Annotated in this window: 21 protein-coding genes and 1 pseudogene; 10 read left to right on the forward strand and 12 right to left on the reverse strand. The window is 68.5% G+C overall.

Annotated elements, in window-relative coordinates; translation table 11 throughout:
• Positions 1–159: 159 nt before the first annotated feature.
• On the forward strand, positions 160–732 hold the full coding sequence (locus tag AC07V5_RS08205) for a PEP-CTERM sorting domain-containing protein (protein ID WP_495115149.1): 573 nt from the start codon (positions 160–162) through the stop codon (positions 730–732).
• A 6-nt stretch (positions 733–738) separates the two neighbouring features.
• Here the strand turns inward: AC07V5_RS08205 and AC07V5_RS08210 are convergent, their stop codons facing one another.
• The gene (locus AC07V5_RS08210; RefSeq protein ID WP_495115150.1) at positions 739–2,376 is read right to left on the reverse strand and encodes an esterase/lipase family protein; all 1,638 of its coding nucleotides are present in this window, start codon (positions 2,374–2,376) and stop codon (positions 739–741) included.
• A gap of 149 nt (positions 2,377–2,525) precedes the next feature.
• On the opposite strand from AC07V5_RS08210, the gene AC07V5_RS08215 reads away from it, so the two are divergent.
• The 3 genes from AC07V5_RS08215 to AC07V5_RS08225 all read left to right on the forward strand — a co-directional run bounded on the left by AC07V5_RS08215 (position 2,526) and on the right by AC07V5_RS08225 (position 5,345).
• Positions 2,526–3,068: a 5-formyltetrahydrofolate cyclo-ligase gene (locus AC07V5_RS08215; protein ID WP_495115151.1), complete on the forward strand. Its 543-nt coding sequence runs from the start codon at positions 2,526–2,528 to the stop codon at positions 3,066–3,068.
• A gap of 169 nt (positions 3,069–3,237) precedes the next feature.
• Positions 3,238–4,932, forward strand: a complete 1,695-nt coding sequence (locus AC07V5_RS08220) for a cation:proton antiporter domain-containing protein (RefSeq protein WP_495115152.1) — start codon at positions 3,238–3,240, stop codon at positions 4,930–4,932.
• Between the two features lie 8 nt (positions 4,933–4,940).
• Positions 4,941–5,345, forward strand: a complete 405-nt coding sequence (locus AC07V5_RS08225; protein WP_495115153.1) for a hypothetical protein — start codon at positions 4,941–4,943, stop codon at positions 5,343–5,345.
• A gap of 2 nt (positions 5,346–5,347) precedes the next feature.
• On the opposite strand, the gene AC07V5_RS08230 is transcribed toward AC07V5_RS08225, so the two are convergent.
• The 4 genes from AC07V5_RS08230 to AC07V5_RS08245 form a co-directional block, all read right to left on the reverse strand.
• A complete protein-coding gene (locus AC07V5_RS08230; protein WP_495115154.1) occupies positions 5,348–5,977 on the reverse strand; it encodes a LysE family translocator in 630 nt (209 codons plus the stop codon).
• Between the two features lie 12 nt (positions 5,978–5,989).
• Positions 5,990–6,523 (reverse strand): DUF4199 domain-containing protein, encoded by a 534-nt coding sequence (locus AC07V5_RS08235; RefSeq protein ID WP_495115155.1) that lies wholly within the window; start codon positions 6,521–6,523, stop codon positions 5,990–5,992.
• Positions 6,524–6,618: 95 nt separating this feature from the next.
• Positions 6,619–7,038, reverse strand: a complete 420-nt coding sequence (locus tag AC07V5_RS08240) for a response regulator transcription factor (protein ID WP_495115156.1) — start codon at positions 7,036–7,038, stop codon at positions 6,619–6,621.
• Between the two features lie 4 nt (positions 7,039–7,042).
• Positions 7,043–7,990: a LysR substrate-binding domain-containing protein gene (locus tag AC07V5_RS08245; protein WP_495115157.1), complete on the reverse strand. Its 948-nt coding sequence runs from the start codon at positions 7,988–7,990 to the stop codon at positions 7,043–7,045.
• Between the two features lie 90 nt (positions 7,991–8,080).
• Between AC07V5_RS08245 and AC07V5_RS08250 the strand changes: the two genes are divergently transcribed.
• Positions 8,081–8,377: a DUF2917 domain-containing protein gene (locus AC07V5_RS08250; protein WP_495115158.1), complete on the forward strand. Its 297-nt coding sequence runs from the start codon at positions 8,081–8,083 to the stop codon at positions 8,375–8,377.
• On the opposite strand, the gene AC07V5_RS08255 is transcribed toward AC07V5_RS08250, so the two are convergent.
• Positions 8,327–8,734, reverse strand: coding sequence for a TfoX/Sxy family protein (locus AC07V5_RS08255; RefSeq protein WP_495115159.1), 408 nt, complete (start codon positions 8,732–8,734; stop codon positions 8,327–8,329). The genes AC07V5_RS08250 and AC07V5_RS08255 overlap by 51 nt on opposite strands.
• Positions 8,735–8,759: 25 nt before the next feature.
• On the opposite strand from AC07V5_RS08255, the gene AC07V5_RS08260 reads away from it, so the two are divergent.
• Positions 8,760–9,329, forward strand: a complete 570-nt coding sequence (locus tag AC07V5_RS08260; protein WP_495115160.1) for a 5-formyltetrahydrofolate cyclo-ligase — start codon at positions 8,760–8,762, stop codon at positions 9,327–9,329.
• Positions 9,330–9,353: 24 nt separating this feature from the next.
• On the opposite strand, the gene AC07V5_RS08265 is transcribed toward AC07V5_RS08260, so the two are convergent.
• Positions 9,354–11,267 carry an outer membrane protein assembly factor BamB family protein gene (locus AC07V5_RS08265; protein ID WP_495115161.1) on the reverse strand — a complete coding sequence of 638 codons (1,914 nt, stop codon included), beginning with the start codon at positions 11,265–11,267 and terminating at the stop codon, positions 9,354–9,356.
• A gap of 165 nt (positions 11,268–11,432) precedes the next feature.
• Here AC07V5_RS08265 and AC07V5_RS08270 point away from each other — a divergent pair, with 165 nt between their 5' ends.
• The 3 genes from AC07V5_RS08270 to AC07V5_RS08280 are packed head-to-tail and all read left to right on the forward strand — an operon-like array spanning position 11,433 to position 14,027.
• The gene (locus AC07V5_RS08270) at positions 11,433–11,657 is read left to right on the forward strand and encodes a DUF1161 domain-containing protein (RefSeq protein WP_495115162.1); all 225 of its coding nucleotides are present in this window, start codon (positions 11,433–11,435) and stop codon (positions 11,655–11,657) included.
• Between the two features lie 10 nt (positions 11,658–11,667).
• A complete protein-coding gene (gene pepQ / locus AC07V5_RS08275; RefSeq protein ID WP_495115163.1) occupies positions 11,668–12,984 on the forward strand; it encodes a Xaa-Pro dipeptidase in 1,317 nt (438 codons plus the stop codon).
• Positions 12,984–14,027 carry a hypothetical protein gene (locus AC07V5_RS08280; protein ID WP_495115164.1) on the forward strand — a complete coding sequence of 348 codons (1,044 nt, stop codon included), beginning with the start codon at positions 12,984–12,986 and terminating at the stop codon, positions 14,025–14,027. The genes pepQ and AC07V5_RS08280 overlap by 1 nt, the downstream gene beginning before the upstream one ends.
• On the opposite strand, the gene AC07V5_RS08285 is transcribed toward AC07V5_RS08280, so the two are convergent.
• Complete coding sequence (locus tag AC07V5_RS08285) at positions 14,024–16,276, reverse strand: WD40/YVTN/BNR-like repeat-containing protein (protein WP_495115165.1); 2,253 nt, start codon at positions 16,274–16,276, stop codon at positions 14,024–14,026. The genes AC07V5_RS08280 and AC07V5_RS08285 overlap by 4 nt on opposite strands.
• A gap of 187 nt (positions 16,277–16,463) precedes the next feature.
• Between AC07V5_RS08285 and AC07V5_RS08290 the strand changes: the two genes are divergently transcribed.
• Positions 16,464–16,712 carry a hypothetical protein gene (locus AC07V5_RS08290; RefSeq protein ID WP_495115166.1) on the forward strand — a complete coding sequence of 83 codons (249 nt, stop codon included), beginning with the start codon at positions 16,464–16,466 and terminating at the stop codon, positions 16,710–16,712.
• 13 nt (positions 16,713–16,725) lie between these two features.
• Here AC07V5_RS08290 and AC07V5_RS08295 read toward each other — a convergent pair whose 3' ends face one another.
• From AC07V5_RS08295 to AC07V5_RS08310, 4 genes and pseudogenes are all read right to left on the reverse strand, one after another.
• A complete protein-coding gene (locus tag AC07V5_RS08295) occupies positions 16,726–17,187 on the reverse strand; it encodes a low molecular weight protein-tyrosine-phosphatase (protein ID WP_495115167.1) in 462 nt (153 codons plus the stop codon).
• Positions 17,188–17,313: 126 nt separating this feature from the next.
• On the reverse strand, positions 17,314–18,441 hold the full coding sequence (locus AC07V5_RS08300) for a PEP-CTERM sorting domain-containing protein (RefSeq protein WP_495115168.1): 1,128 nt from the start codon (positions 18,439–18,441) through the stop codon (positions 17,314–17,316).
• 384 nt (positions 18,442–18,825) lie between these two features.
• Positions 18,826–18,897: pseudogene (locus AC07V5_RS08305) on the reverse strand (arsenate reductase/protein-tyrosine-phosphatase family protein); the annotation flags it as partial.
• 11 nt (positions 18,898–18,908) lie between these two features.
• Positions 18,909–21,209: a TonB-dependent receptor plug domain-containing protein gene (locus AC07V5_RS08310; protein WP_495115169.1), complete on the reverse strand. Its 2,301-nt coding sequence runs from the start codon at positions 21,207–21,209 to the stop codon at positions 18,909–18,911.
• Between the last annotated feature and the right edge of the window lie 33 nt (positions 21,210–21,242).

Here is a 21,242-nt window from a genome sequence, read left to right on the forward strand (position 1 = left end):
GGCCGAGCGCCGCGCCTTGGTCCTGAATTTAACCCAGGCCCACCGGCGCCCCGGCCTTTTACGCAAGCGCCGCCGGCTGCGCGGCGCGGCCCACGAGTTAGGGGCTGGATAGCGCTACCAATTTCGCTAACCTCGCGCCAGTCGACAAGGAGACTGCCGATGAAGACCGCTGCACAACGCATCCTGCTGGCTTCGGCGCTGCTGCTGAGCCTCACCGCCCAGGCCAACCCGGACATCTACCCCACGCCCGGCACCCAGGCGCCGGCCAGCAGCTTCACGGTGGGCGCCAGCGGCACGCTGGTGGCCTACTACACCGGCGAGGCCGGCGGCTTCACCAATCTCGTTGGTGCGCGCATCAACGGTGTGGACGGCACGCCCGGCCTGGACAACCACGCCAGCGCCTATGGCCAGACCTTTGTGCTGGGCACGGTGTCGGCCGGCGACAGCCTGGTGTTCTTCATCGACGCCAACAGCGGCGCGGCGCGTTATTACACCGATGTCAGCCTGAACGGCGATGGTGTCAATCACGCCTGGGCGGCGCCTTTCGCCGGCGATGCGCAGGTGCCGGCCGGCACCAACATCGCCTTCGAAGACCTGCCCAGCGGCGGCGACTTCAACTACCGCGACCACAGCTTCGTCTACCAGATCACGGCCGTGCCCGAGCCGGCGAGCTGGGCGCTGCTGCTGGGCGGCGCGGCCGGCCTGGCCTGGCTGCGCCGCCGCGCGCGTTAGCAGGTCCTAGTCCGCCGCGTCCAGGTTCCAGCCCTCGATCTCGAAGCGCAGCCGGCCACGGATGCCGGGGTTGGTGGGCTTCATCTTGCCGTTGGTGGCCACGGCGCTGCTGTCGAAGGGCACGCTGACCTCGATGCGGCTCGACGTCAGCTGCTTGGCCGCGATCTCGGTGTCGGCCATGGACACGCCGGCGTCCTGCCAGGCGTACTTGACCTTCCAGGCGTCGCCGTCGTTGGCCGGCGGCACCATCTCCAGGATGAGCGCGTTGCGGAACAAATAGCCGCCCTCGAAGTGCTCGTTGAGCCAGAGGCGCTTCTCGATCTCGTAGTCGGGCACGCGCACGCCCAGCGTCATGCCGTAGGCCAGTGAGCGGCGGCGCGGGTTGACCTTGGCCCGGTTGGCGAGGAAGACGCTGCTGAGGTATTGGCTGGCGTCCTTCTTCCAGTTGGCATGCGCCACGCAGGCAACGGAGTCCTCCTCGGTCGTGCGCCGCGTCAGGTACCAGAGCTTGCCGCGCGGCGACGCCACGACCTCGATCTGGTAGAGCGCATTGACGGCGCGGCCGGCGTCGGCCTCTTCCTGCACCTTGTCGGGCAGGCGGATGTCGTCAATCTCCAGCCACAGGTCCACGCGCACGTCGCCGAACAGGAAACGGGCCAGGTTCTGGTAGCCCTCCTCGCTGTTGACGATGCCGAAGTAACCCGAGTGGGCGCGGTAGACGACGGCCTTGGCGCACTGGTCGGTGATGTTGCCCTTGGCGTCGAGGCCGCACAGCGTCGCGTTCTCGATCTTCACGAGGCCGTCGCTGCCATGGCCGACAAAGCTGCGCGACATGCCGGCCGCGGCTTCGTAGTCCAGCCGGTTGCTGCCCACCAGCGTGAACACGCGCCGCGACGGAAAACGCGCCTCGGGGATGAGGTCCACGCGCTTGTGCTTCTTGGCCGCGGCCGCCAAGTCGAGATAGGCCGGCATGCGTTTGTCGCGGTCGAAGTTGGAGATGTCGTTGAGGCTCAGCCAGGACGGGATGTTCTGGCCCAGCACGTCGATGCCGTTGTGCGGCGTGGCGTAGGTGAAGAACTTGTCGACATGCTTGGCGACCTTGTCGGTGTCCAGCGCCGGGTTCTGCAAGAAGGCACGGCACACCAGGCCGCCCATGGAGTGGGCGACGAGATAGCAGCGGAAGTCGGCCGGCTTGATCTTGTTCTCGGGGTTCTTGCAGACCAGGTCGCGCACGCGGGCGACGAGCTTGGACAGGCCCTTGGCGAAGTCCTCGATCTCCGGCGTCTTGCTGTTGCCGAGGTAGGAGGAGGCGGCGTCGTAATAGCGGTAGATGACGATGCAGCGGCTGCCCAGCTTGTTGTCGGTCGGCTTGCCCAGGGAGTCGGCCTCCCATTCGGGGTCGACGATGTCGTAGCCGTCCTCGTAGACGTCCTGGTAGCCGTACTCCGAGGCCAGCCGCACGACGGGCGACTCGAAGACGTATTTGCGCGGCCTGTCGGTCTTGTTCGGCACCGCGCGGTACATCGTCGAGCCGAGGTTGAAGCCGCAGAAGGGGTCGGCCGTGGTCTCGTCGATCTCGCCGCGCGACATCGCGTAGCCGCGCACATAGATGATGGGGTGATAGGGGGCGTGGGGCGTCGGCATGGCGGCTTCCGGGGTGAAAGACGAGCGCGACCATAGCCCCGCGCAGGCCGTGCGCTCCATCCCGATGATGGGGCTCGTCCCCAGCCCTGAGGAGCGACATGGGCCATGGGTTTTAATAGGCCGCCCTCCGCCGCCGAAACCGCCCCACGATGAGCGCTGCCCACCCCGACCGTCCTGCCCTTCGCCGCGAGCTGCTGGCCGCGCGCCGCGACTTCGCGGCCGGCCTGGCCTTCCAGACCGCCCAGGCCGCGCTCAGTGCATCGCTGCGCGAACTGTTGGCCCAGCTGGAGCCGGAGCTGCTGGGCGTCTACTGGCCGCTGCCGGGTGAGTTCGACCCCGGTGCGTTGCCGTTCGCTCGCGCCCTGCCTTTTGCGCGGCGCGATCCGGCCGAGATGGTGTTTCGCCGCTGGGACGGCGGCCCGACGACGGCCCAGGACGAGTGCGGCATCGCCACGTCCACCGGCGCGGTCGCCGTGCCCGACGTTGTGCTGGTGCCTTGCGTGGGCTTCACGCGCGAGGGTTTCCGCCTCGGCTATGGCGGCGGCTATTTCGACCGCTGGCTCAGCGAGCATCCCGGCGTGACGACCATCGGCCTGGCCTGGTCCGCCGCCGAGACCCATTTCCCCGTCGAGGCGCATGACCGTGCGCTGACGCTGATCCTGACCGAGCGCGAGCTCATCACCCCTGACTGAAATGAGGCCCCTCGCCCAAGGAGTACCTTGGCCGGTCCCCTGAGGGGACGACGATGCTTGCCGGATCGACCGGCAAGCACATCGCCCAAGGCGGGCCGGCTTGGGAGCGGCCCGGCGCTCGGCCCGCGAATTGCGGCGATTGAATAACTGACTAGGAAGACCCCCGACGATGCACGATGGCATGACCCTGATCTCGACGCTGGCCGCCGCCTTTGGCCTGGCGCTGGTGCTGGGCCTGCTCGCGCAGTGGGCGCGGCTGCCGGCCCTCGTCGGCTACCTGCTGGCCGGCGTGCTGATCGGACCGTACACGCCGGGCTTCGTCGGCGACGTGCATCTGGCCCAGCAGCTGTCGGAGGTGGGCGTGATGCTGCTGATGTTCGGCGTCGGCCTGCACTTTTCGGTCGGCGACCTGGTGTCGGTCAAGGGCATCGCGCTGCCCGGCGCCTTGGTGCAGATGGCCGCGGCAACGGCGATGGGCGCGGGGCTGGCGCACTGGTGGTGGGGCTGGGACCTGGGCGCGTCGCTGGTGTTCGGGCTGGCGCTGTCGGTGGCCAGCACGGTGGTGCTGCTGCGGGCGCTGGAGTCGCGCGAGCTGCTGCACACGGGCAATGGCCGCATTGCGGTCGGCTGGCTGGTGGTCGAGGACCTGGCCATGGTGCTGGCGCTGGTGCTGATGCCGGTGTTGAGCGGCCAGGGCCAGGGGGAGGGACAGGGCGGCGGCCATCTGGCCTGGACCATCGCCAAGACGCTGCTCGCCGTCGGCGCCTTTATCGCCGTCATGCTGGTGGTGGGCCGGCGCCTGCTGCCGTGGATGCTGTGGCAGGTCAACCGTACCGGCTCGCGCGAGCTGTTCACGCTGGCCACCGTGGCGGCGGCCATCGGCCTGGCGGTGGGGGCGGCGGCGCTGTTTGGCGTCAGCGTCGCGCTAGGCGCCTTCTTCGCAGGCCTGGTGCTGCGCGAGTCAGCCTTCAGCGAGCGCGCGGCGCATGAGAGCCTGCCGCTGCGCGACGCCTTCGCGGTGCTGTTCTTCGTGGCGGTGGGCATGCTGTTCGACCCGCGCATCCTCGTCGAGCAACCCATGGCCGTGCTGGCCACGGTGGCCGTCATCCTCGTCGGCAAGACGGTGGCGGCCGGCGCGCTGGTGCTGGTGCTGCGCTACCCGCTGAGTACGGCGCTGACGGTGGCGGTGAGCCTGGCGCAGATCGGCGAATTCAGCTTCATCCTGCTGGGCCTGGGCCAGAGCCTGAACCTCGTGCCGCCCGAGGCGACCAGCCTCGTCGTGGCCGGCGCCATCGTGTCCATCGCGTTGAACCCGGTGCTCTTCGCAGGCGTGGAACCTTTGCGCAGCTGGGTGCTCAAGCGCTCGGCCTGGGCGCGCAAGCTGGAGGCGCGCGACGACCCGCTGGCCGAGCTGCCGGCCGACACGCCGCAGAGCGCGCTGGCCGGTCAGGTCGTGCTGGTGGGCCATGGCTCACTGGGCACGGCCTTGCACGCCGAACTCGGCAGCCGGCCGCTGGTGGTCATCGACCATGACCGCGACGTCGTCGAGAAGCTGCGTGCCTCTGGGCAGGCGGCGGTGCTGGGCGAGGCCACTGAGGCCATGACGCTGGTGCAGGCCCACATCGCCCAGGCCGCCTGGCTGGTCATCGCCGTGAACGATGTGCGCGGGGTGCCTGCCATGCTGACGCTGGCGCGCCAGCTCAACCCCGAACTGCGCTGCGCTGTCATCGCTCACACGCAGGAAGAGGTGCAGTGGCTGAAGGATGCCGGCGTCAACGAGGTGCTGCGTTCTCAGCAGGCCATGGCGCAGGCGCTGGCGAGGGTCGTGGCGGATACCGGGGTGGTTGCTACGGCGTCGCACTGAAACCTCCCATGTGTTCCCTGCTTCTGATCTACGTGCTCACCGTTGAAAGCAGCTATCTCCAGAACCTGGAGAGGGCCGCGACTGGCGCGGCGGACACCATCCAGTTCTGTCTGAAGGATGGCGAGGCCTGGCGCATCAAGACGTTCGCGATCGACCACGACGTTCACGTCTGGAACATCGGCGCGATGACGCCGGAACGGATGGAGTCGCTCGCTGACGAGAACACCGGGAAGAACTACGGGGACGTCCTGGATCGCAAGATCAGGGTCGCGCCTCAAGGCGACGGAACCGACCTGGCAGAACAACTCATCCGTGTAGGACTTGCGCCATTCGTGGAGAGCCCGGATGACGGCAGCTTTGCCTTCTGGGTGCATGCCGCCAAGCTCTATCGAACCCAGAGTTCGCCGCAATGAGCTCAGGTTTTCTGTTTGGTGCCGCCAAACGCCGCATACAGCCCCAGCGCAAAATACACCAGCGCTGACACATAACGTCCGCTGCTGGCCGCGCCGCGCAGCAGCGGCTTCATCCAGCCGGCCAGCAGCGCGTAGCCGCTGTCCGTCACGGCGGCCACTGCGACGAAGAGAACGCTCAGCGTCAAGGCTTGCGCCGCCTGCGAGCCCTCGGGGTGCAGGAACTGCGGGATGAAGGCGGCGAAGAACAACGTCGTCTTGGGGTTGAGCAGCGCGACGAAGAAGCCGTCGCGGAAGAGCTTGCGCGGCTCGGCGGGCGCGGGCGGCGTGCCGTCAGCCGCCGCGGTGGGCTGGCGCAGCGCCTGGATGCCGAGGTAGATGAGATAGGCCGCACCCGCCCAGCGCACGACGGTGAAGGCCAGCGAAGAAGCGGCGAACAGCGCCGCCAGGCCGATGGACGCGCCGACCGCATTCGTCAAATTGCCCAGCGCCACGCCGGCGACCGACGCCAGGCCGGCCGTGCGCCCCTGCGCCAGCGTGCGCGCGACGATGAAGACGACGCCAGGCCCCGGCGTCAGCGCCAGCACCAGGGTGGCGAACAGGAAGGCGTAGAGGGCGGCGCCGGTGGGCAGCATGGATGGGTCTCCTCAGATGCGTTTGGCGGCCATGAAGCGCGGGTTGCGCAGCAGCGCCGCCGATACCAGCGACACCAGCAGGCCCACCGGCACGATCTCGGCCATGGTCATCGGGAAGCGGAACAGCGGGTTGGCGTAGTTGCGCTTGAACTCGTCCATCTCGGCGGCCAGCTTGGCCAGCTCCGCTTCGGGCAGGCCCTTGGCCTTGCTCTCGGCCAGGTACATCTTGGCCCATTCGGTGCCGAAGTCCAGTTTGGTGACGGCCAACGTCACTTCCCAGGCGGCCGCATAGACGACGCCGGCAACGAGGCTGATGGCCAGGCCCAGCGCGAAGGCGGGCCAGAAGCGGATGACGCCGCCGAGGTCGTCGTCTCGGCGGCGTTTGATGGCGACGAAGACCAGGCTGAGCGCGACCAGCATCAGCGTGTAGCCGATGACCATGCCGTGAGCCGGCGGCGCCCCCCGGTTCAGGATCAGCAGGGCGAACAGCGGGATGCCGGCAGCCAAGCCAGCGACGGCACCGAAGGACAGGATGGTTTTCAGCATTGGGACCTCATGGCGGATGGAAGGAGCCGCCATGGAACGATGTTCAGGCCGCCAGGGCCATCGGATAAATGGGTGATTTCGATGAAATCAGCCCATCAGCGCAACAAACCGAGCTCGCGCGCCTTCAGGATGGCCTCGGTGCGGCGCCGCGCGTCGAGCTTTTCATAGAGTTTGGCCACATGCGTCTTGACCGTGTGCGGCGACACATGCTGCTTGTCGGCGATCTCCTTGTTGGACAAACCGGCGGCCAACTGCTCCAGCACCTCCAGCTCGCGCGGGCTGATGCCCGGCGTCGCTTGCGCCTGTGGGTTGCCGTCGAAGGGCTCGGCCGGGGGCGCGCGGCGGCCGAGCAGCTTGACGCCTGCCCAGGCGCCCAAGGCCAGGAAGGTCACGGCGATCACCGCGATGTAGACCGTCTCGGACTGGGCTCGGGCGAAGTGGCGGTAGTCGAGCCATTGCAGCAGCGCGGTACCGGCCGCCAGGGCCAGGCCATAGACGACGGCGCGCTTCCACATGGGCTCAGACCCCGACGAGCTGTTCGCGGGTGATGGCGGCCTGCTCGCGCACCCAGTCGGCGAACTGCCGCACCTCGGGCCGGCGCGCGGCGTTCGGGCCCAGCATCATCCAGTAGCTGAACGGGCTGCCCAGCCGCCCCGCCTTGCCGAAGGGCTCGACGAGTTCGCCGCGCGTCAGGTGCTCGTGCACCAGCGGCAGGCGGGCCAGGGCCACGCCCTGGCCGGTCAGCGCGGCCTGCACCTGCTGGTAGGTGAAGTTCAGGTAGAGCCAGCGGCGCGGCTGCAGGTCGTGCTCGCCTTGCTCGGTCAGCCAGCGCCGCCAGCTCAGGTACTCGGCACTGGGGCGGGGGTCGTCTTCTTCCGCCAGGGCATGGCCGGTGAGGTCGGCGGCGCGCTTCAGCGGCGCGGGCGGGTTCTGCAGGTACCAGGGGCTGACGGTCGGCGACAGCAGCTCCTCGAACAGCTGCTCGGCATCCGCCGGCACCGACGGGCGGTCGTCGTAGCGCAGGGCCAGGTCGCTCTCGCCGTCTTCCAGGTCCACCTTGCGGTCATAGGCCGACACGCGGATGTCGATGTCGGCATGCTCGCGCTGGAAGGCCTCCATGCGCGGGATCAGCCACAGCGATGCGAAGGACGCAAAGGTGCTGACGTTGACGACGCGCCGGCCGCGCGAGCGGCGGATCTGGCGCACGGTCTGGTCCAGGCGCGACAGCACGGCCACGGCGGTGGGCAGCAGCACGGCCCCGTCGCCGGACAGCTCGACCTTGCGCGTGCCGCGCAGGAAGAGCACGCAGCCGATCTCCTCCTCCAGCGACTGGATCTGCCGGCTGATGGCCGACTGCGTCAGGCTCAGCTCCTCGGCCGCGGCGCGGAAGGACAGCAGCCTGGCCACGGCCTCGAAGGCGCGCAGCGGGCCGATCGACAACGGTCTCTGGCGTAACGGCTGATTCATGCGTGAATGGTATCAATCCGCGCCGCGGAGTCATTGGACCGTCGTGGGTGATCTAAGCAGAATCCCTGACATCAACCCAGGAGGCTCATCATGAGCGACGCGCAATCTGTATGGCATTTGGACGGTGGCCGGGCGATGACCCTGGCCGGTGGCGCCGAGGCGCGCCGCCTGGCGGTGGCCCGTGGCCGCGTCTGGCTGACGCTGTCGGGCACCACCGACGAGCCGGCCGAGGACAAGTGGCTGGAAGCCGGCGAGGCCGTGGCCCTGGCGCCGGGCCAGACGGCCGTGCTGGAAGGCTGGCCGGCCGCGGACTTCGAACTGCTGGTGCCGCCGACTTCAGGCACGGCGGGGCGTGGTTTTCTTGGCCGCCGGTTTTTTGGCGGCTGACTTCCGAGCTGCGGGCTTCCTGGCCTTGGCGTTCGCCGCGCGCAAGGCCGCCTCGAGCGCCAATCGCGCCCAGGGCAGCATCAGCGGTGGCGACTCCAGCGCGTCCTCGGGCGGGCGGCGGTAGCTGGTGATCACCGGTTCACCGTCCTTGTTCGGGAAGGTGAAGGGCACGCAGCCGGCGGCGTCGAAACGCTCGCGCGTCACGTCGTCGGCCTTCAGGAAGAGCTGGCCGTCGTCGATGATGGCCATGAAGAGGCCATCCACGTAAAGCCCTTGGCCGCCGAACATGCGGCGCACCCGCACCGCGCCGAGGGGCGAGAGCATCTCGATGCAGAGCTCGGTGAAGGGATCGGTCATGCCGGCGAATGTAAGCTCGCGCCCCATGGACGCCAACGACCGCGCCGCCATCCGGCACAAGCTGATCGAACAACGCCTGGCCCTGCCCCGGCGCCTTGAGTTGGCTGACGAGTTGCAGGAGGTGCTGCGCGTGTGGCTGCTGCGGCGCCAGGAAACCACCATCGGCGCCTACTGGCCCATCAAGGGCGAGTTCGACCCGCTGCCGGCGCTCTACCGCTGGAGCGAAGGCCACCCGGAACGGCGCATCGGCCTGCCAGTGGTCGACAAGGTCCACCGCACGCTGCGCTTTCACGTCTGGTACCCCGGCTGCCCGATGGAGGAAGACGCCTTCCGCATCCCCAAGCCGAAAGGCACCGAGGAGTTCCAGCCCCAGCTGATGCTCGTGCCCTGCCTGGGTTTCGGGCCTTGCGGCCTGCGCCTGGGCTACGGCGGCGGGTTCATGGACAAGACGCTGACCGAAACCCAGCCCCGGCCCGCGGCCGTGGGTATCGGGTATGCCCACGGCTTCTTGCCGCTGCTCAAGCCCAGCGCGCTGGATGCGCCGCTGGACGCCATGCTGACGGAAGAGGGCGTGGTGTGGGACGTGGCCGGCTGAGCCACGTCCGTCAGCCGCAGCGCCTCAGCGCAGGTTGATGGCGTACAGGCCGGCGGGCAGTTCACCCGATGCGACGGTGCTGACGTAGAGGATGCCGTTGGGCGACAGGGCCAGGCGGCCCGGCTTGGCAAAGGTCCAGACCGTCTGGCGCGTCGCGAGGTTGATCGCGTAGACCTTGGTCACCGTGCTGACGAACAGCAGGTTGTCGGTCACGATGATGTTCTTGCCCAGCGACCCGTAGTCGGTGGAGAAGGGATTGGTCGATGCCTCGTCCGGCAGCCAGGCCCAGGTGCGGCTGCCGTCGACGTCGCTGCGGGCTTCGAGCTGTGCGCCGTTGATCGTGTAGACGACGCCCTTGGCGTAGGCCGGTGAGCCACTGAAGCTGCCCTCGACCGACCACTTGATGGCACGGCCCGCGACGTCGAAGTTCACGAGCCGGTTCTTCGAGCCATTCGAGCCGTTGCCGTTGATGACGACCACATTGCCCGGGGCGATCTGCATGGGCGCGCCGTTGACGCTGTAGGCCTGGACGGCGTTGTTCGGGTCGTTGATGACGAAGGCTGAGCTGCCGTCGGCGACATTGACCCCGTTCAGGCCATTGGGCATGAAGGCATAGGCGTAGCTGCCGTCCACGGCGGGCGTCCACTGGTCGTACTGGGACATGAAGGCGAACCAGTTTTGCGTGCCGTCCGAGGTCTTGAAGCTCAGCAGGCCGCCGTAGGAGCCGCCGTTCGTGTAGACGTTGCCATTGACGATGGTGGGCGCCAGGTAATGCTCCCACTGCGAGCCGAAGGCGGTGCGGAACTTCTGCGCGCCCGTGCTGCCGTTGAAGCCCCACATGGCCGTGTCCCCATGGCCGCTGGTGGCCAGGTAGACGGCGCCGGCATCGGTGGATGGCGGGTTGGCGGCAAAGATGCTGCCGAACTCCTTCTTCCACTTCAGGCTGTTGTCGTGCTCGCTGATCGCGTACAGCGTGGCCGTCTGGAAATAGCCCGAGGTCAGCACGTAGACCATGTCGTTGGACGTGACCACCGGCTGGAAGGCCGTTGCCACGCCCGACTGCCCCGTCGTCTCCGTCACGGGCACGGCCCAGCGCCAGCGGCGGTTGAACTTGGCGGCGTCCAGCGTCAGCGGCACGTAGCCGGTGTGCGCGGCGTTGGCCTGGTGCTGGGCCCATTCGCCCACGCCCACGGAGCGCGCCAGCGTGCTCAGGTTGATGGAGGGCTTGAGCGTGATCGAGTAGGGCACGATCACCGGCGAGCCGGGCAGTTCCTGCGTGCAGGGCTGCACTTTGCAGATGTGCAGCTCGATCTGCCCCGTGTAGCTGCCGGGGGCCAGCGTCGGATTCACCACCAGCACCCGGTTCAGGCCCTGGCCGCTGACCGTCACCGGGCCGCCGCTGAACTGGAACACGCCGGCCTTGTCGATGAACTCGGTGAAGGCCGTGCCCGTGTTGACGGGCAGGTTGACGGCGAGCTGCAGCGACGGGATTTCGTCCTGGTCGGCGTTCACCGACAGGCGGGTGGGGCTGACGTTGGCCGCCGGCGGCGCCGTCACGGTGAACTTGTAGGGCAGCGAGAACGGCGAGCCCGGCAGCGGCGAGGCGCAGGTGACCGGGCTGTCGAAGCAGATCTTGATCTGCAGCGAGCCGTTGTATTCGCCCGTGGCGAGCGAAGGCTTGGGCGTCACGCTGGCCAGGTAGCTGTTGCCCGTGCCCGCAGACAGCTGCACATTGGGCTCGATGACGCCGACGCTGTCGACGATGGCGACGTTGATGGTCTGGCTGACGGATCGGTCCAGCGTGGCCGTGACGCTGAGCGACGCCGAGGTGCCTTGGGCGTAGCTGGCCGTCAAGGTGCCAGGCGCGAAGCTGAGGTGATAGGCGGGGTCCTGGCCTCCGCTGCTGCCGCCTCCGCCCCCGCAAGCCGTCAAAGTCATGGCGAGTGCCAACAGGCACCCCAAATGGCGCTTGAACATGAACCCCTCCCTGGGTTTTTTGGTCCGTTTCGGGCGCGGATTCTAGTCAGCGTGCACGCCTGCTTTCTTGGCATACCCGCCTAGAAGCACAATGCCGCCACCACCCCATCACGAGCCCCATTTGCCATGAGCAAGCTTGCCGCCACCGCCCTGCTTTTCGCCTTCTGCACCGCCGCCCAGGCCGTCCCCAAGCCTTGCGACGAACTCAAGGCCGAGATCGTCGCCAAGCTCGATGAAAAAGGCGTCAAGGGCTACGAGATCGCCGCCGTCGACAACGACAAGGTGGGCGATGCAAAAGTCATCGGCAGCTGCGACGGCGGCACGAAGAAGCTGACCTACGTTCGCAAGTGAGGCCACGGCGATGAGCGCCTACCTGGATCACCTCGCCACGCTGCAGCACCAGGCCGAAGCCGCGCTGGAGCGCACCGGCTTCGACACGCTGCTGATCGCCTCCGGCATCGAGAAATACGCCTTCCTCGATGACCGGCCCTATCTCTTCCAGGCCAACCCGCATTTCAAGCACTGGCTGCCGCTGACCCAGCACCCGCATTCGTGGATCGCCGTGCGGCCGGGCAAGAAGCCGCGCGTCGTCTACTTCCAGCCCGACGACTACTGGCATGTGCCGCCCAGCGCGCCGAGTGGCGAGTGGGTGGACGCGGTGGAGCTCGTCGTCATCCGCGAGCCCGAGGAGGCCGCCCAGGCGTTGGCAGACTGCGTCACGCCGCGCACGGCCATCCTCGGCGAGGCCGACGCGGCCCTGCCTGGCCTCACGCCGAACAACCCCGAGCCGCTGCTGAACCTGCTGCACTGGGCGCGCGGCGTGAAGAGCCCCTATGAGCTGGCCCAGATGCGCGCCGCCCAGCGCCGCGCCGTGCCGGGCCATGTGGCCGCCCGCGCTGCCTTCCTGCGCGGCGAGAGCGAAGCCGGCATCCACCGCGCCTATCTCGTGGCCACAGGCCACACCGACCGCGACCTGCCCTACACCAACATCGTCGGCCTCAACGAGCACGCCGCGGTGCTGCACTACCAGTACCAGGACGAGAGCCCGCCGGCCGAGGCGCGCAGCTTCCTCATCGACGCCGGCGCGCAGGTGAACGGTTATGCCAGCGACATCACGCGCACCTGGACGGCGCCCGGCCACGATGAATTCGCGGCGCTGATCGTGGCGATGGAGCGTGAGCAACTGGCCCTAGTCGATGAAGTGCGCGAGGGCGTGGACTACCGCGACATCCACCTCAGCACCCACCGCCGCATCGCCCGCGTGCTGCGCGAGGCCGGCATCGTCAATATGAGCGACGAGGCCATGGTGGCCGAGGGTGTCACCAAGCCCTTCTTCCCGCACGGCATCGGCCATCTGCTGGGCCTGCAGGTGCACGACGTGGGCGGCTTCATGGCCAGCGAGACCGGCGGCGTGGCGGACAAGCCCGAGGGCCACCGCTACCTGCGCCTCACGCGCCCGCTGCAGGCCGGCATGGTGGTCACCATCGAGCCCGGGCTGTACTTCATCCCGACGCTGCTGCGCCAGTTGCGCGCCTCGCCGCATGCCGGCCAGGTCGATTGGGCCGCGGTGGAGCGTCTGTCGCGCTACGGCGGCATCCGCATCGAGGACGACGTGGCCTGCCGCGCGGCGGGCGAGGCGCCCGAGAACCTCACGCGGGACGCGTTCGCGGAGGCTTGATGAGCCTCGCGATGGCGCTGCTGGCTGGCGCGCTCGCGTTGCCCGCCAGTGCGCCGCCGCCCGAGGCCCAGTTGGGCCGCGTCGAGGTGCAGGGCGAGGCGGCCACAGCGCGCGAGAAGAAGACGATGGCCCAGCTTTTCAAGGCCGAGTCGCTGTTCGAGAAACACCATGCCTTGGCGCCGGCCGCGACGCTGAAGTTCAGGGTCTACGCGCGCACCCGGGCCGAAACGACGCAGGCGCTGGAGCTCGGGCTGATGGCTCCGAGCGGTCGACAGCCGGTTGTGCTGGATGTCGAGGATCGCTTCGTTGTCGACCCGGCCTGGCGTGCGCTGGATGAACGCATCGAAATCCGCAGCCGGTTGGCCGACGGCCGCGTGACCTGGCGGCCCGACATCCGCACGCCGGGCGTGCCCGATGGCGAGCGGCGCCTGGGCGACCTGCGGCTGCAATGCCGCGTGGGCTTCGGCAGCGGCGTGGCGCGCGGCGCGACCGGCTTTGGCTGGCTGCGGTCGTTGGTCATCGACGACTGCGAGGACCGCGACTGGAGCCCCAGCAATTTCGCGGACGGGCCCATCTTTGCTGTCACGCTGGTGCATGGCGGGCGGCGACTGACGCTCAGCGAGCGCCTGCTGCACGGGCTGCGCGACAGCGGTGCGCAGGACTACGACTGGGGCTTTTCGCTGCGCGAGCGCATGTTCCGCCTGCCAATCGGCGACGCGAGCTGGCCGGACGACACGCGTGTCGTCTTCGAGGCCATGGACGATCCGCCCACACCGCCTGATGCGGCGGTGCAGGCGCTGGAGGACGATTGGGCCCGGGCCGCACTGGCCCTTGCGCCGGGCATGGCGCCCGCCGAGGTGGCGCAGCGGCTGGGCCCGGCCAGCGACGACACGCGCTTCGAATCGGGCCGGCGGCTGCAGCGCCATCTGCGTGAGATCAGGGCGCCGGCCGGGCCGCTGCGGCTGGAGCTGGTCAGCCTGTTCGATGCCGACGACAGGCTGCTGAAGTCCTCGCTGCGACGCTTCGAGTTGCCAAAGCGTTAGCGCGGATCGCCGTACTGCACGCCGCGGCCGTGCGTGCCGACGTAGACGCGGCCGAACACCTTGGGGTCGCCGCTGACCTGCAGGATCAGGCCCCACTGGTGGGTGTCGTCGTTGATGCGCTGCCAACTGTCAGCCTTGGCGGCGCCGTCGGTGGAGCGGAAGAGGCCGTACTGGCCGGAAACCGTCCCGACCAGGTAGAGGGCCGGCTCCTTTGAGCCCGGTGCGGCACGGCCGAAGCCGAAGGCGTGGATCTGCGAGACGGCGGGGAGGTGCCTGAAGCCCTTGCCGTCGTTGCGGTACAGGCCGTGGAAGGCGGCAAGCCAGAGACCGCCCTCGCGGCCGGGCGTGGCGTAGAGCCGGTCCTGGCCGCCGCGGTCGTCGCCGCGGCCGGTGATGTTGTGGCTGCCGGCGGCGGCACGCACGACGGGGCCATCGGGCAGGGCCAATGGCTTGGCGGTGAACGTGAGGCCGGCGTCGCTGCTGGCGAAGAGCTGGTCGTCGAACAAGGCCATCGCGTGGAAGCGTTTCGGGTTCACGCGGTCGGCGATGACGCGGGTGCCGGCGGGCAGGCCCTTCACGGCCGTCCACGTATCGCCGCGGTCGTGGCTGACGTGGGGCGCGCCTCCCTTGGGCGTCCACACCCAGGCCTTGCCATCGGCGGATACGGCGATGAAGCCGTCGCTGGACTTGGGATCGGGCACGGTGGCGGGCTCGCGCCAGCTGGTGCCGCCGTCGAGCGAGTAGCCGAGGTTCTTGCCGCCGTCGCGCGGCTTGCCGATGCGAACGATGACCTCGGGCGCAGCTTCCGCTCCGGTCACGTCGTGCGTGTTGCCGAAGAAGGGTGGCTTGGGGTTGCCGGGCGCGGGCTTGTCGAGGTCGGTGTGGACGAAGCCGGAGTAGTCGCCGATGGCGGTCACCAGCGGCACGCCCTTCGTCGGGCTGTGCAGGGCCAGGGCGACGGTCTCCTCGATGCCGGTGCTCATGACCTGCCAGTGCGTGGGCTCGCCCTTGTCGGCGCGGGTCAGGTCCAGCGTCTCCCAGCCGCCGTAGCCGGTGGTGAAGAGGGCGTGGTCGGGGTTGGCGGGGTTGATCTTGACGTCGTAGAGCCAGTGTAGGTGCGTGTCGGCGACGTGGGGCGCGGCGGCGGCGTCGAACTTCGCGGCGGTGAACAAGGGCTTCCACGTCGCGCCGCCGTCGGTGCTGCGGAACAGTTCGTCGCCCGCGCCGCGGCCGGCGGTACTGGCGAGCAGGCGCTGGGGGTTCGCGGCATCGACGGCGACGGTTGCGTAACCGAAAGGTTGGGCGGCGCTGGGGCGCTCGGGGGTGATGTCGGCCCAGGCCTGCTTGGCAACGTCGTAGCGCCAGACCGAGCCGTCCTTCATGCGGTGCGGGCCGGGCTCGCTGGCGTAGGCGATGTAGAGCTTGCCGTCGCTCGCGAGCGACGCTCGCATCGGGCGGTGCTGGGTGGGTCCGCCGGGCGCGGGCGCCCAGGTGGCGCCTGCATCGCGGCTGACCCAGAGGCTGGGCCGGCCGATGACCGACACGCCCGCGTAGATCGTGCGGCTGGGCTGGCCACGCGTGCCGCTGCTCGGGTCGAAGAGGACGAAGTTGATCGTGGCCTTGCCGTCGCTGCCACCCCAACTGGGCGGCGGCCCGTCGGTCTCGTTGCGGCGCCAGGCCGAGTCGGGGAAGGCGTCCACGCGCTGGAAGCTCCGGGCTGCATCCGTGCTGCGCCACAGGCCGGCCAGGCGGCTGCCGAGGTAGAGCACGCGGCCGTCGTTCGGGTCCACGGCCAGCCGCTCGCCGTTGCCCCGGCCGCCCTCGTTGCCGCCGAGCTTGAAGGGCAGGGCGGTGCGCTGGAACGTGCGCCCGCGGTCGTGCGAGCGCAGCACGGCGCCGTTGGGCACGGCAGGGTTGGTGTAGGTGCCGCAGGCCAGATACAGGGCGTCGGGGTCGTTTGCGTCCACGGCCAGGCTCTCGACGCCCATCAGGTTCACGTCGGCCAGCGGCAGCCCGTCCAGCAGCGGCTGCCAGGGGCCGGTCGCCGTGTCGCGGCGGTAGGCGCCACCCATGTCGGTGCGGGCATACGTCAGGCCCGGCACGGCGGGCTGGAAGACGAGGCCGTCCACGAAACCGCCGCCGCCGATGGCGACCGGGCGCCAGGTGTAGGGCGCGTCAACGGGGGGTGCGGCCTGGGTGGCGGCGCCGGCCAGCAGCAGCGCGCCCAGCAAGGGCTTGATCAAATTCATGTCTCCGGCTCTTTTTTATGACAGCGCTGGACATCGTAGTTTGTTCGTTGGGCGAACAAATGCTGGTTCTCCCCTGGAAACCGGCTGTGGCTGCGCTGGCCGGCTGGTGGGGTCGCTCGGGGGCAACACGGGCCGACGCGACGCCCCTGCAGGGCTATGCTGCCTTCAACAACAACGGAGACATCAGGTGCACAACAACACGCTCCAACCCGCGTTCCTGAAATCGCTCATGACAGCCGGGGCCAACCTCGAGCTGCAGTACAACGATCTGGCGCCTCACGCCGCCGAACGGATGACCGCGGCGCTGGAGCTGGCGAAGCACGCCGCGGAAACTGGGCGCAGCCTCCGGTTCATTGCGATCAGTGCCGGCACGTCGGGCATCAAGCACCTGGCCGAGGCCGGTGAGGGGTACGTCACCTTCTCCCTCGTGTACTGATCCAGGCTGGGCCTCAGCGCCTGCGCAGCGTGTCGATGAGCCCATCGCACGCCGCCTCGACAAGGTCCAGCACCTCGTCGAAGCCCGCCTCACCGCCGTAGTAGGGGTCGGGCACATGGCGCTTGCCGGTGTGGGGTGCGTAGCTCAGCAGCAGCTTCAGGCGGTGGCGTTCGCCCGGCGGGCAAAGGCGCTCGGCGTTGGCGACGTTGTCGCCGTCCATGGCCAGCACGAGGTCGAAGCGGGTGAAGTCCTTGGCCACTAGTTGGCGCGCGCGTAGGGCGCTCAGGTCGTAGCCACGGCGGGCGGCATGCTCCTGGCTGCGCTCGTCGGGCGGGCTGCCGACGTGGTAGCCGTGGGTGCCGGCGGAGTCGACTTCGACATCCAGGCCGGCAGCCTTCAGCTTGGCGCGCATGACGCCCTCGGCCGTCGGGCTGCGGCAGATGTTGCCCATGCAGAAGAAGAGGATGCGGGTCATGGCCGCATTGTCTAGAACCGGAGATCGGCCCGGAGCGAGACGACGCATCGACGAGGCCGTCGTCGTTGCGGCCATGGCTGCGAGTGGTCGTCAGACCATGTCTCGTGGACCGAGGCCCAGGCCTCGTCAACACACCTGCAACGACGACTGGTGCCGCGCACCCTTCCGCCGAACTGCCGCCGCGATCCCAAACAGTCCTGCGATTAGGACTGCATAGGACGCCGGCTCCGGAACCCCTGCGACAGGGGTCAGCAGAAACGCGTAGCCGCCTCCCGAGTAGGCGACGATCTGCCCCGAGTCGTTGATGGCCATGGCAACGGCGAGGATGTCTCCCATCGGAAGCTGGATGGATGACAGATCGACGAGGCCTGTTCCATTTGGGCCGGTGACGAACGCGCGTTGATATCCGGCGCTCACCAGGCTTCTTCCCACGACTTGGCCGCTCGAATTGATGCCGTTGGCTTCGCTCCACGACCCACCTAGGGTGCCCAGGTCGCGCATACCAGTTCCATCGGCGCCTGTGATGAACGCGTGGGCGTAGCCGCCGGCGGTGGCTGCAAACCCGACGACCTGTCCTGCGTCATTCACGTCTCTGGCGAAACTACCTACCCCGCCGAGGGTCCCAAGGTCGGTGATCCCTACACCGTTCGCTCCGGTGATGAACGCCCGTCGCACACCGCTGAGCGTTTCAGCACCGCCTACGACCTGGCCTTTGCTATTGATGGCTTCGGCGAAGCTGTCCTTGCCGCCCAGCGTTCCCAGGTCCGTCATCCCGGCGCCGTTGGGGCCTGTGATGAACGCATGTTGCGCGGCATCACCAGTCGTGTCGGCCCAGCCCACCACTTGCCCCGTGGCGTTGATTCCCGACGCCGTGCTCCGACTCCCACCCAAGGTGCCAAGCAGCGTTACCGCGCCACGATTGGGGCCGGTAATGAACGCGCGGTCGCCGTAGCTGGTTTGCCTCTGGATGCCAACAGCCTGCCCGGCGTCATTGATGTCGTACGCCTCTCCTTCGTAACCTGTTGGATAAAGGTCCTGCATGCCCACGCCATTCGACCCCGTGGCGAATGCGTGATAGCGGTACGAACTGGTGTAGGCCGTGCCGACCACCTGCCCGGAGGCGTTGATGCCGTATGCGTAGCTATAGCCACCGCCTAGGCTTCCCAGGTTGGTGACCGTGTAGGTTTGAGCACCCACAGCCGCGGACAAGGCAGCGAGCCACGCCGCAACGCCTAGAAGTCGAATCAGTTTCATTTCACTCCCTGTTTCAAGACCGCACGTTTGTTGGCAGGATATTTGTGCGTGATCTCAATTTATCAGCGCGACTGAATATGGAATCCCGCACATCCAGGGCATGAGTAGAAGTCCCATCACTCAACTGCGGGGGCGAAGGATCTGGCAGATTCAGCCCCCCTGCCATCCCTTGGTTGGCGTCAGGACCTCACTCGCGGATTTCGACTTCGCAATAGTCAAGCGAAATGGGCACTTGCTACGAATTGCTCCAGCCCGACTAGCCGCCACAACGTCGCCACCGGCGCCCCTACTCGTCGATTGAACTGACTGCGTGCGCCACGGCAAAGCTGCTAAACCCGTGGGCCGTTCGGTCCTTTTCAGCGACGCGGCGCGCTAAGGAGCCTCTCGCATGACACCTTCGGCGGTCGGGCTGCGGCAGATGTTGCCCATGCAGAAGAAGATGATGCGGCGGGTCATGGCCGCATTGTCTAGAACCGCAGATCGGCGCGCAGCGAAACGACGCGGAAGGTCTTGTTGCGCGACCAGCTGTCGGTGACGATCTGGTGGCTGGTGACGGTGTCGAGGTAGACGGCCTCGGACGTTGTCTGCGCGTCGCGCGGCACCAGGTTGGCCAGCGACAGGCGCCAGTTGATGCCGTCGCGCACCGAGCCGCTGGCCCAGGACAGGTAGGCGTCAAACTGGCGGCGGGCGGTCTCCTCGCGCCTCAGGTTCTCGGTTTGCTGCACGCGGCTGGCAGGCACGTAGTTGAAGTTGAAGCCGCTGCCGAAGTTCTGGCCCAGCGCCTTCCAGCGGTGGTCCAGCCCGAAGTTCAGGCTGCCGCGGGGTTGCTGGTCCAGGCGGGCGTTGGAGCCAGGGATGCCTTTGACCTTGCTGTCGAACACGGCGATGTTGAAGCGCAGCAGCAGCAACTGCCACTCGGCAGGCGCGTCGTCCCAGACTTCATCCAGGCGGGCCTTGACCTCGAACTCGACACCCATGGTGCGGGCGCCTTCCATGTTGCGCGGGCGGCTGACCCAGCGCGGCGAGGTGTCCCAGGGCACGGTCTCCAGTTCCAGCCGGCTGCGGATCAGGCTCTTGATGTCGCGCACGAAGGCGCTGCCCGACACGATGCCGCCGGTGGGCAGCCAGTGCTCCAGGCTCAGGTCCACGCCGGTAGCCAGTTCGGGCTTGAGGTCGGGGTTGCCGGCGCGGTCGGCGTAGGTGGGCAGGTTGGGGCCGCTGGGGTAGGTGGCGTTGATGGTGGGCCGGGCGATCAGGTCGTTGAGGTTGGGCGAGCGGTAGCTGCGCGTGAGGCTAAGGCGCACCTGGTCTTTCGGGAAGGCCTCGGGCTTCCACAGCAGGTGGAAGAGCGGCGACGCGACCTGGGAGACGTTGCGCGTGTCGGGCATCAGGCCGCTGCCGTCAGCGCGCGTCTCGATGCGCTCGTAGCGCAGGCCGGCATAGACCGACCAGATCTTGCTCGGGCTCCACTCGTCCTGCGTGTAGGTCGCAAAGCGCTGGTTGCGCGAGCCCAGCGTGTCGCCGAACTTCTGCAGCGCGAGCGACTCCTGGCCGTCGACCAGCGTGCGGCGCACCTGCGTGCGGCGGCTCTGCTCGCTTTCGATGCCGGTCACCCACTGGTGCTCCGCGGCGGTCTTCAGGCTCCACTTGGCGCCCAGGCTGGTCTGGTCCTCGTCGGTGACGTTGTGGTCGTCCTGCACGCGCTGCATGTCCACGCCCACGTCCTTCAGGCTCTCGCGGCGCTGGCTGTTGCTGGTGTTCTTGAAGCCGCCGCGCCCCACGCGCAGCTCCCAGCTCTCGCCCACCTGGGGCCGGTAGTTGGCCGACAGGTTGAGCCGCAGGTTGTGCATGCGGCCGTCGTTGTCGCCGCGGACGTCGCGAAAGCGCGTGAAGCCCACGGCGTTGTTCTGACTGTGGCCCTCGCTCTGCGACAGCGCGAAGAAGGGCGAGAGGTTGAAGCTCAGCGTGTCGCTGTACTTCCAGCGCAGGCGGGCGTTGCCGTTGAGGTTGGCGCTGTTGCCCACGCTCGTGCCCTGCTGCACGGTCTCGTTGAGCACCTGGCCGGTGTCGGTGTCGACGACGCGGTTGTGCGAGTCGATGTTGTTGAAGCGCCGGTGCAGGCCACCGTTGGTGGACACGGCGCCGACGAACTCGTCGCCGTTCGGCCCGCCCCACTTGAGGTTGCGCGTCCAGCTGAAGTCGGCCTGGGGCTCGCCGCGGTCCTGGCCGAGGGTGAAGCGCAGCTCGTGGTTGGCCTTGAGCAGGGGCTCGCGCAGGATGATGTTGATGGTGCCGGCGATGGCGCGGGCGCCGGTCTCGGCGGTGGGCGCGCGGTAGATCTCGATGCGCTCGACCTGGTCGGGCGGCAGGTCTTCCACTGCGAAGCCGGCCGGCGCACGTTCGCCGTCCACAAGGATCTGCGTGAAGCCGCTGCCCAGGCCACGCATGCGGATGTCGCCGCCGCGGCCGGGCCGCCCACCGATGGTGACGCCGGGCAGGCGGCGCAGCACGTCGCCCAGCACCGTGTCGCCATAACGGTCCAGGTCCTCGCGCTCGATGACGATCTTGCTCGCCGTGCTGTTGCGACGGCGGCTGTTGGCGGTGGGGCCGCTGCTGACCTCCACGCGCTCAAGCCGGTTGCCAGCGCCACTGGCCGCCGCAGCGGGGGCGTTGGCGGCGGCGGCGGGCTTGACGGGGGCGGTCGGCGTTTGTGCCGCGCTGACTGCGCAGGCACACAGCGCGGCCAGCGCGAGGAGGAGGCGGCTCATGATGGCCGGCATTCTGCGGGCCGGCCCTGGCGC

It is taken from the genome of Roseateles sp. GW821-FHT02E12 (assembly GCF_059421665.1).

Excerpts from the sequence above, each read along its gene's own strand:
- AC07V5_RS08210 (WP_495115150.1), bottom strand. The coding sequence starts at position 2,376 with ATGCCGACGCCCCACGCCCCCTATCACCCCATCATCTATGTGCGCGGC.
- AC07V5_RS08220 (WP_495115152.1), top strand. The coding sequence starts at position 3,238 with ATGCACGATGGCATGACCCTGATCTCGACGCTGGCCGCCGCCTTTGGC.
- AC07V5_RS08280 (WP_495115164.1), top strand. The coding sequence starts at position 12,984 with ATGAGCCTCGCGATGGCGCTGCTGGCTGGCGCGCTCGCGTTGCCCGCC.
- AC07V5_RS08230 (WP_495115154.1), bottom strand. The coding sequence starts at position 5,977 with ATGCTGCCCACCGGCGCCGCCCTCTACGCCTTCCTGTTCGCCACCCTG.
- AC07V5_RS08245 (WP_495115157.1), bottom strand. The coding sequence starts at position 7,990 with ATGAATCAGCCGTTACGCCAGAGACCGTTGTCGATCGGCCCGCTGCGC.
- AC07V5_RS08205 (WP_495115149.1), top strand. The coding sequence starts at position 160 with ATGAAGACCGCTGCACAACGCATCCTGCTGGCTTCGGCGCTGCTGCTG.
- AC07V5_RS08215 (WP_495115151.1), top strand. The coding sequence starts at position 2,526 with ATGAGCGCTGCCCACCCCGACCGTCCTGCCCTTCGCCGCGAGCTGCTG.
- AC07V5_RS08260 (WP_495115160.1), top strand. The coding sequence starts at position 8,760 with ATGGACGCCAACGACCGCGCCGCCATCCGGCACAAGCTGATCGAACAA.
- AC07V5_RS08300 (WP_495115168.1), bottom strand. The coding sequence starts at position 18,441 with ATGAAACTGATTCGACTTCTAGGCGTTGCGGCGTGGCTCGCTGCCTTG.
- AC07V5_RS08250 (WP_495115158.1), top strand. The coding sequence starts at position 8,081 with ATGAGCGACGCGCAATCTGTATGGCATTTGGACGGTGGCCGGGCGATG.
- AC07V5_RS08225 (WP_495115153.1), top strand. The coding sequence starts at position 4,941 with ATGTGTTCCCTGCTTCTGATCTACGTGCTCACCGTTGAAAGCAGCTAT.
- AC07V5_RS08310 (WP_495115169.1), bottom strand. The coding sequence starts at position 21,209 with ATGAGCCGCCTCCTCCTCGCGCTGGCCGCGCTGTGTGCCTGCGCAGTC.
- AC07V5_RS08265 (WP_495115161.1), bottom strand. The coding sequence starts at position 11,267 with ATGACTTTGACGGCTTGCGGGGGCGGAGGCGGCAGCAGCGGAGGCCAG.
- pepQ (WP_495115163.1), top strand. The coding sequence starts at position 11,668 with ATGAGCGCCTACCTGGATCACCTCGCCACGCTGCAGCACCAGGCCGAA.
- AC07V5_RS08235 (WP_495115155.1), bottom strand. The coding sequence starts at position 6,523 with ATGCTGAAAACCATCCTGTCCTTCGGTGCCGTCGCTGGCTTGGCTGCC.
- AC07V5_RS08295 (WP_495115167.1), bottom strand. The coding sequence starts at position 17,187 with ATGACCCGCATCCTCTTCTTCTGCATGGGCAACATCTGCCGCAGCCCG.
- AC07V5_RS08255 (WP_495115159.1), bottom strand. The coding sequence starts at position 8,734 with ATGACCGATCCCTTCACCGAGCTCTGCATCGAGATGCTCTCGCCCCTC.
- AC07V5_RS08270 (WP_495115162.1), top strand. The coding sequence starts at position 11,433 with ATGAGCAAGCTTGCCGCCACCGCCCTGCTTTTCGCCTTCTGCACCGCC.
- AC07V5_RS08285 (WP_495115165.1), bottom strand. The coding sequence starts at position 16,276 with ATGAATTTGATCAAGCCCTTGCTGGGCGCGCTGCTGCTGGCCGGCGCC.
- AC07V5_RS08240 (WP_495115156.1), bottom strand. The coding sequence starts at position 7,038 with ATGTGGAAGCGCGCCGTCGTCTATGGCCTGGCCCTGGCGGCCGGTACC.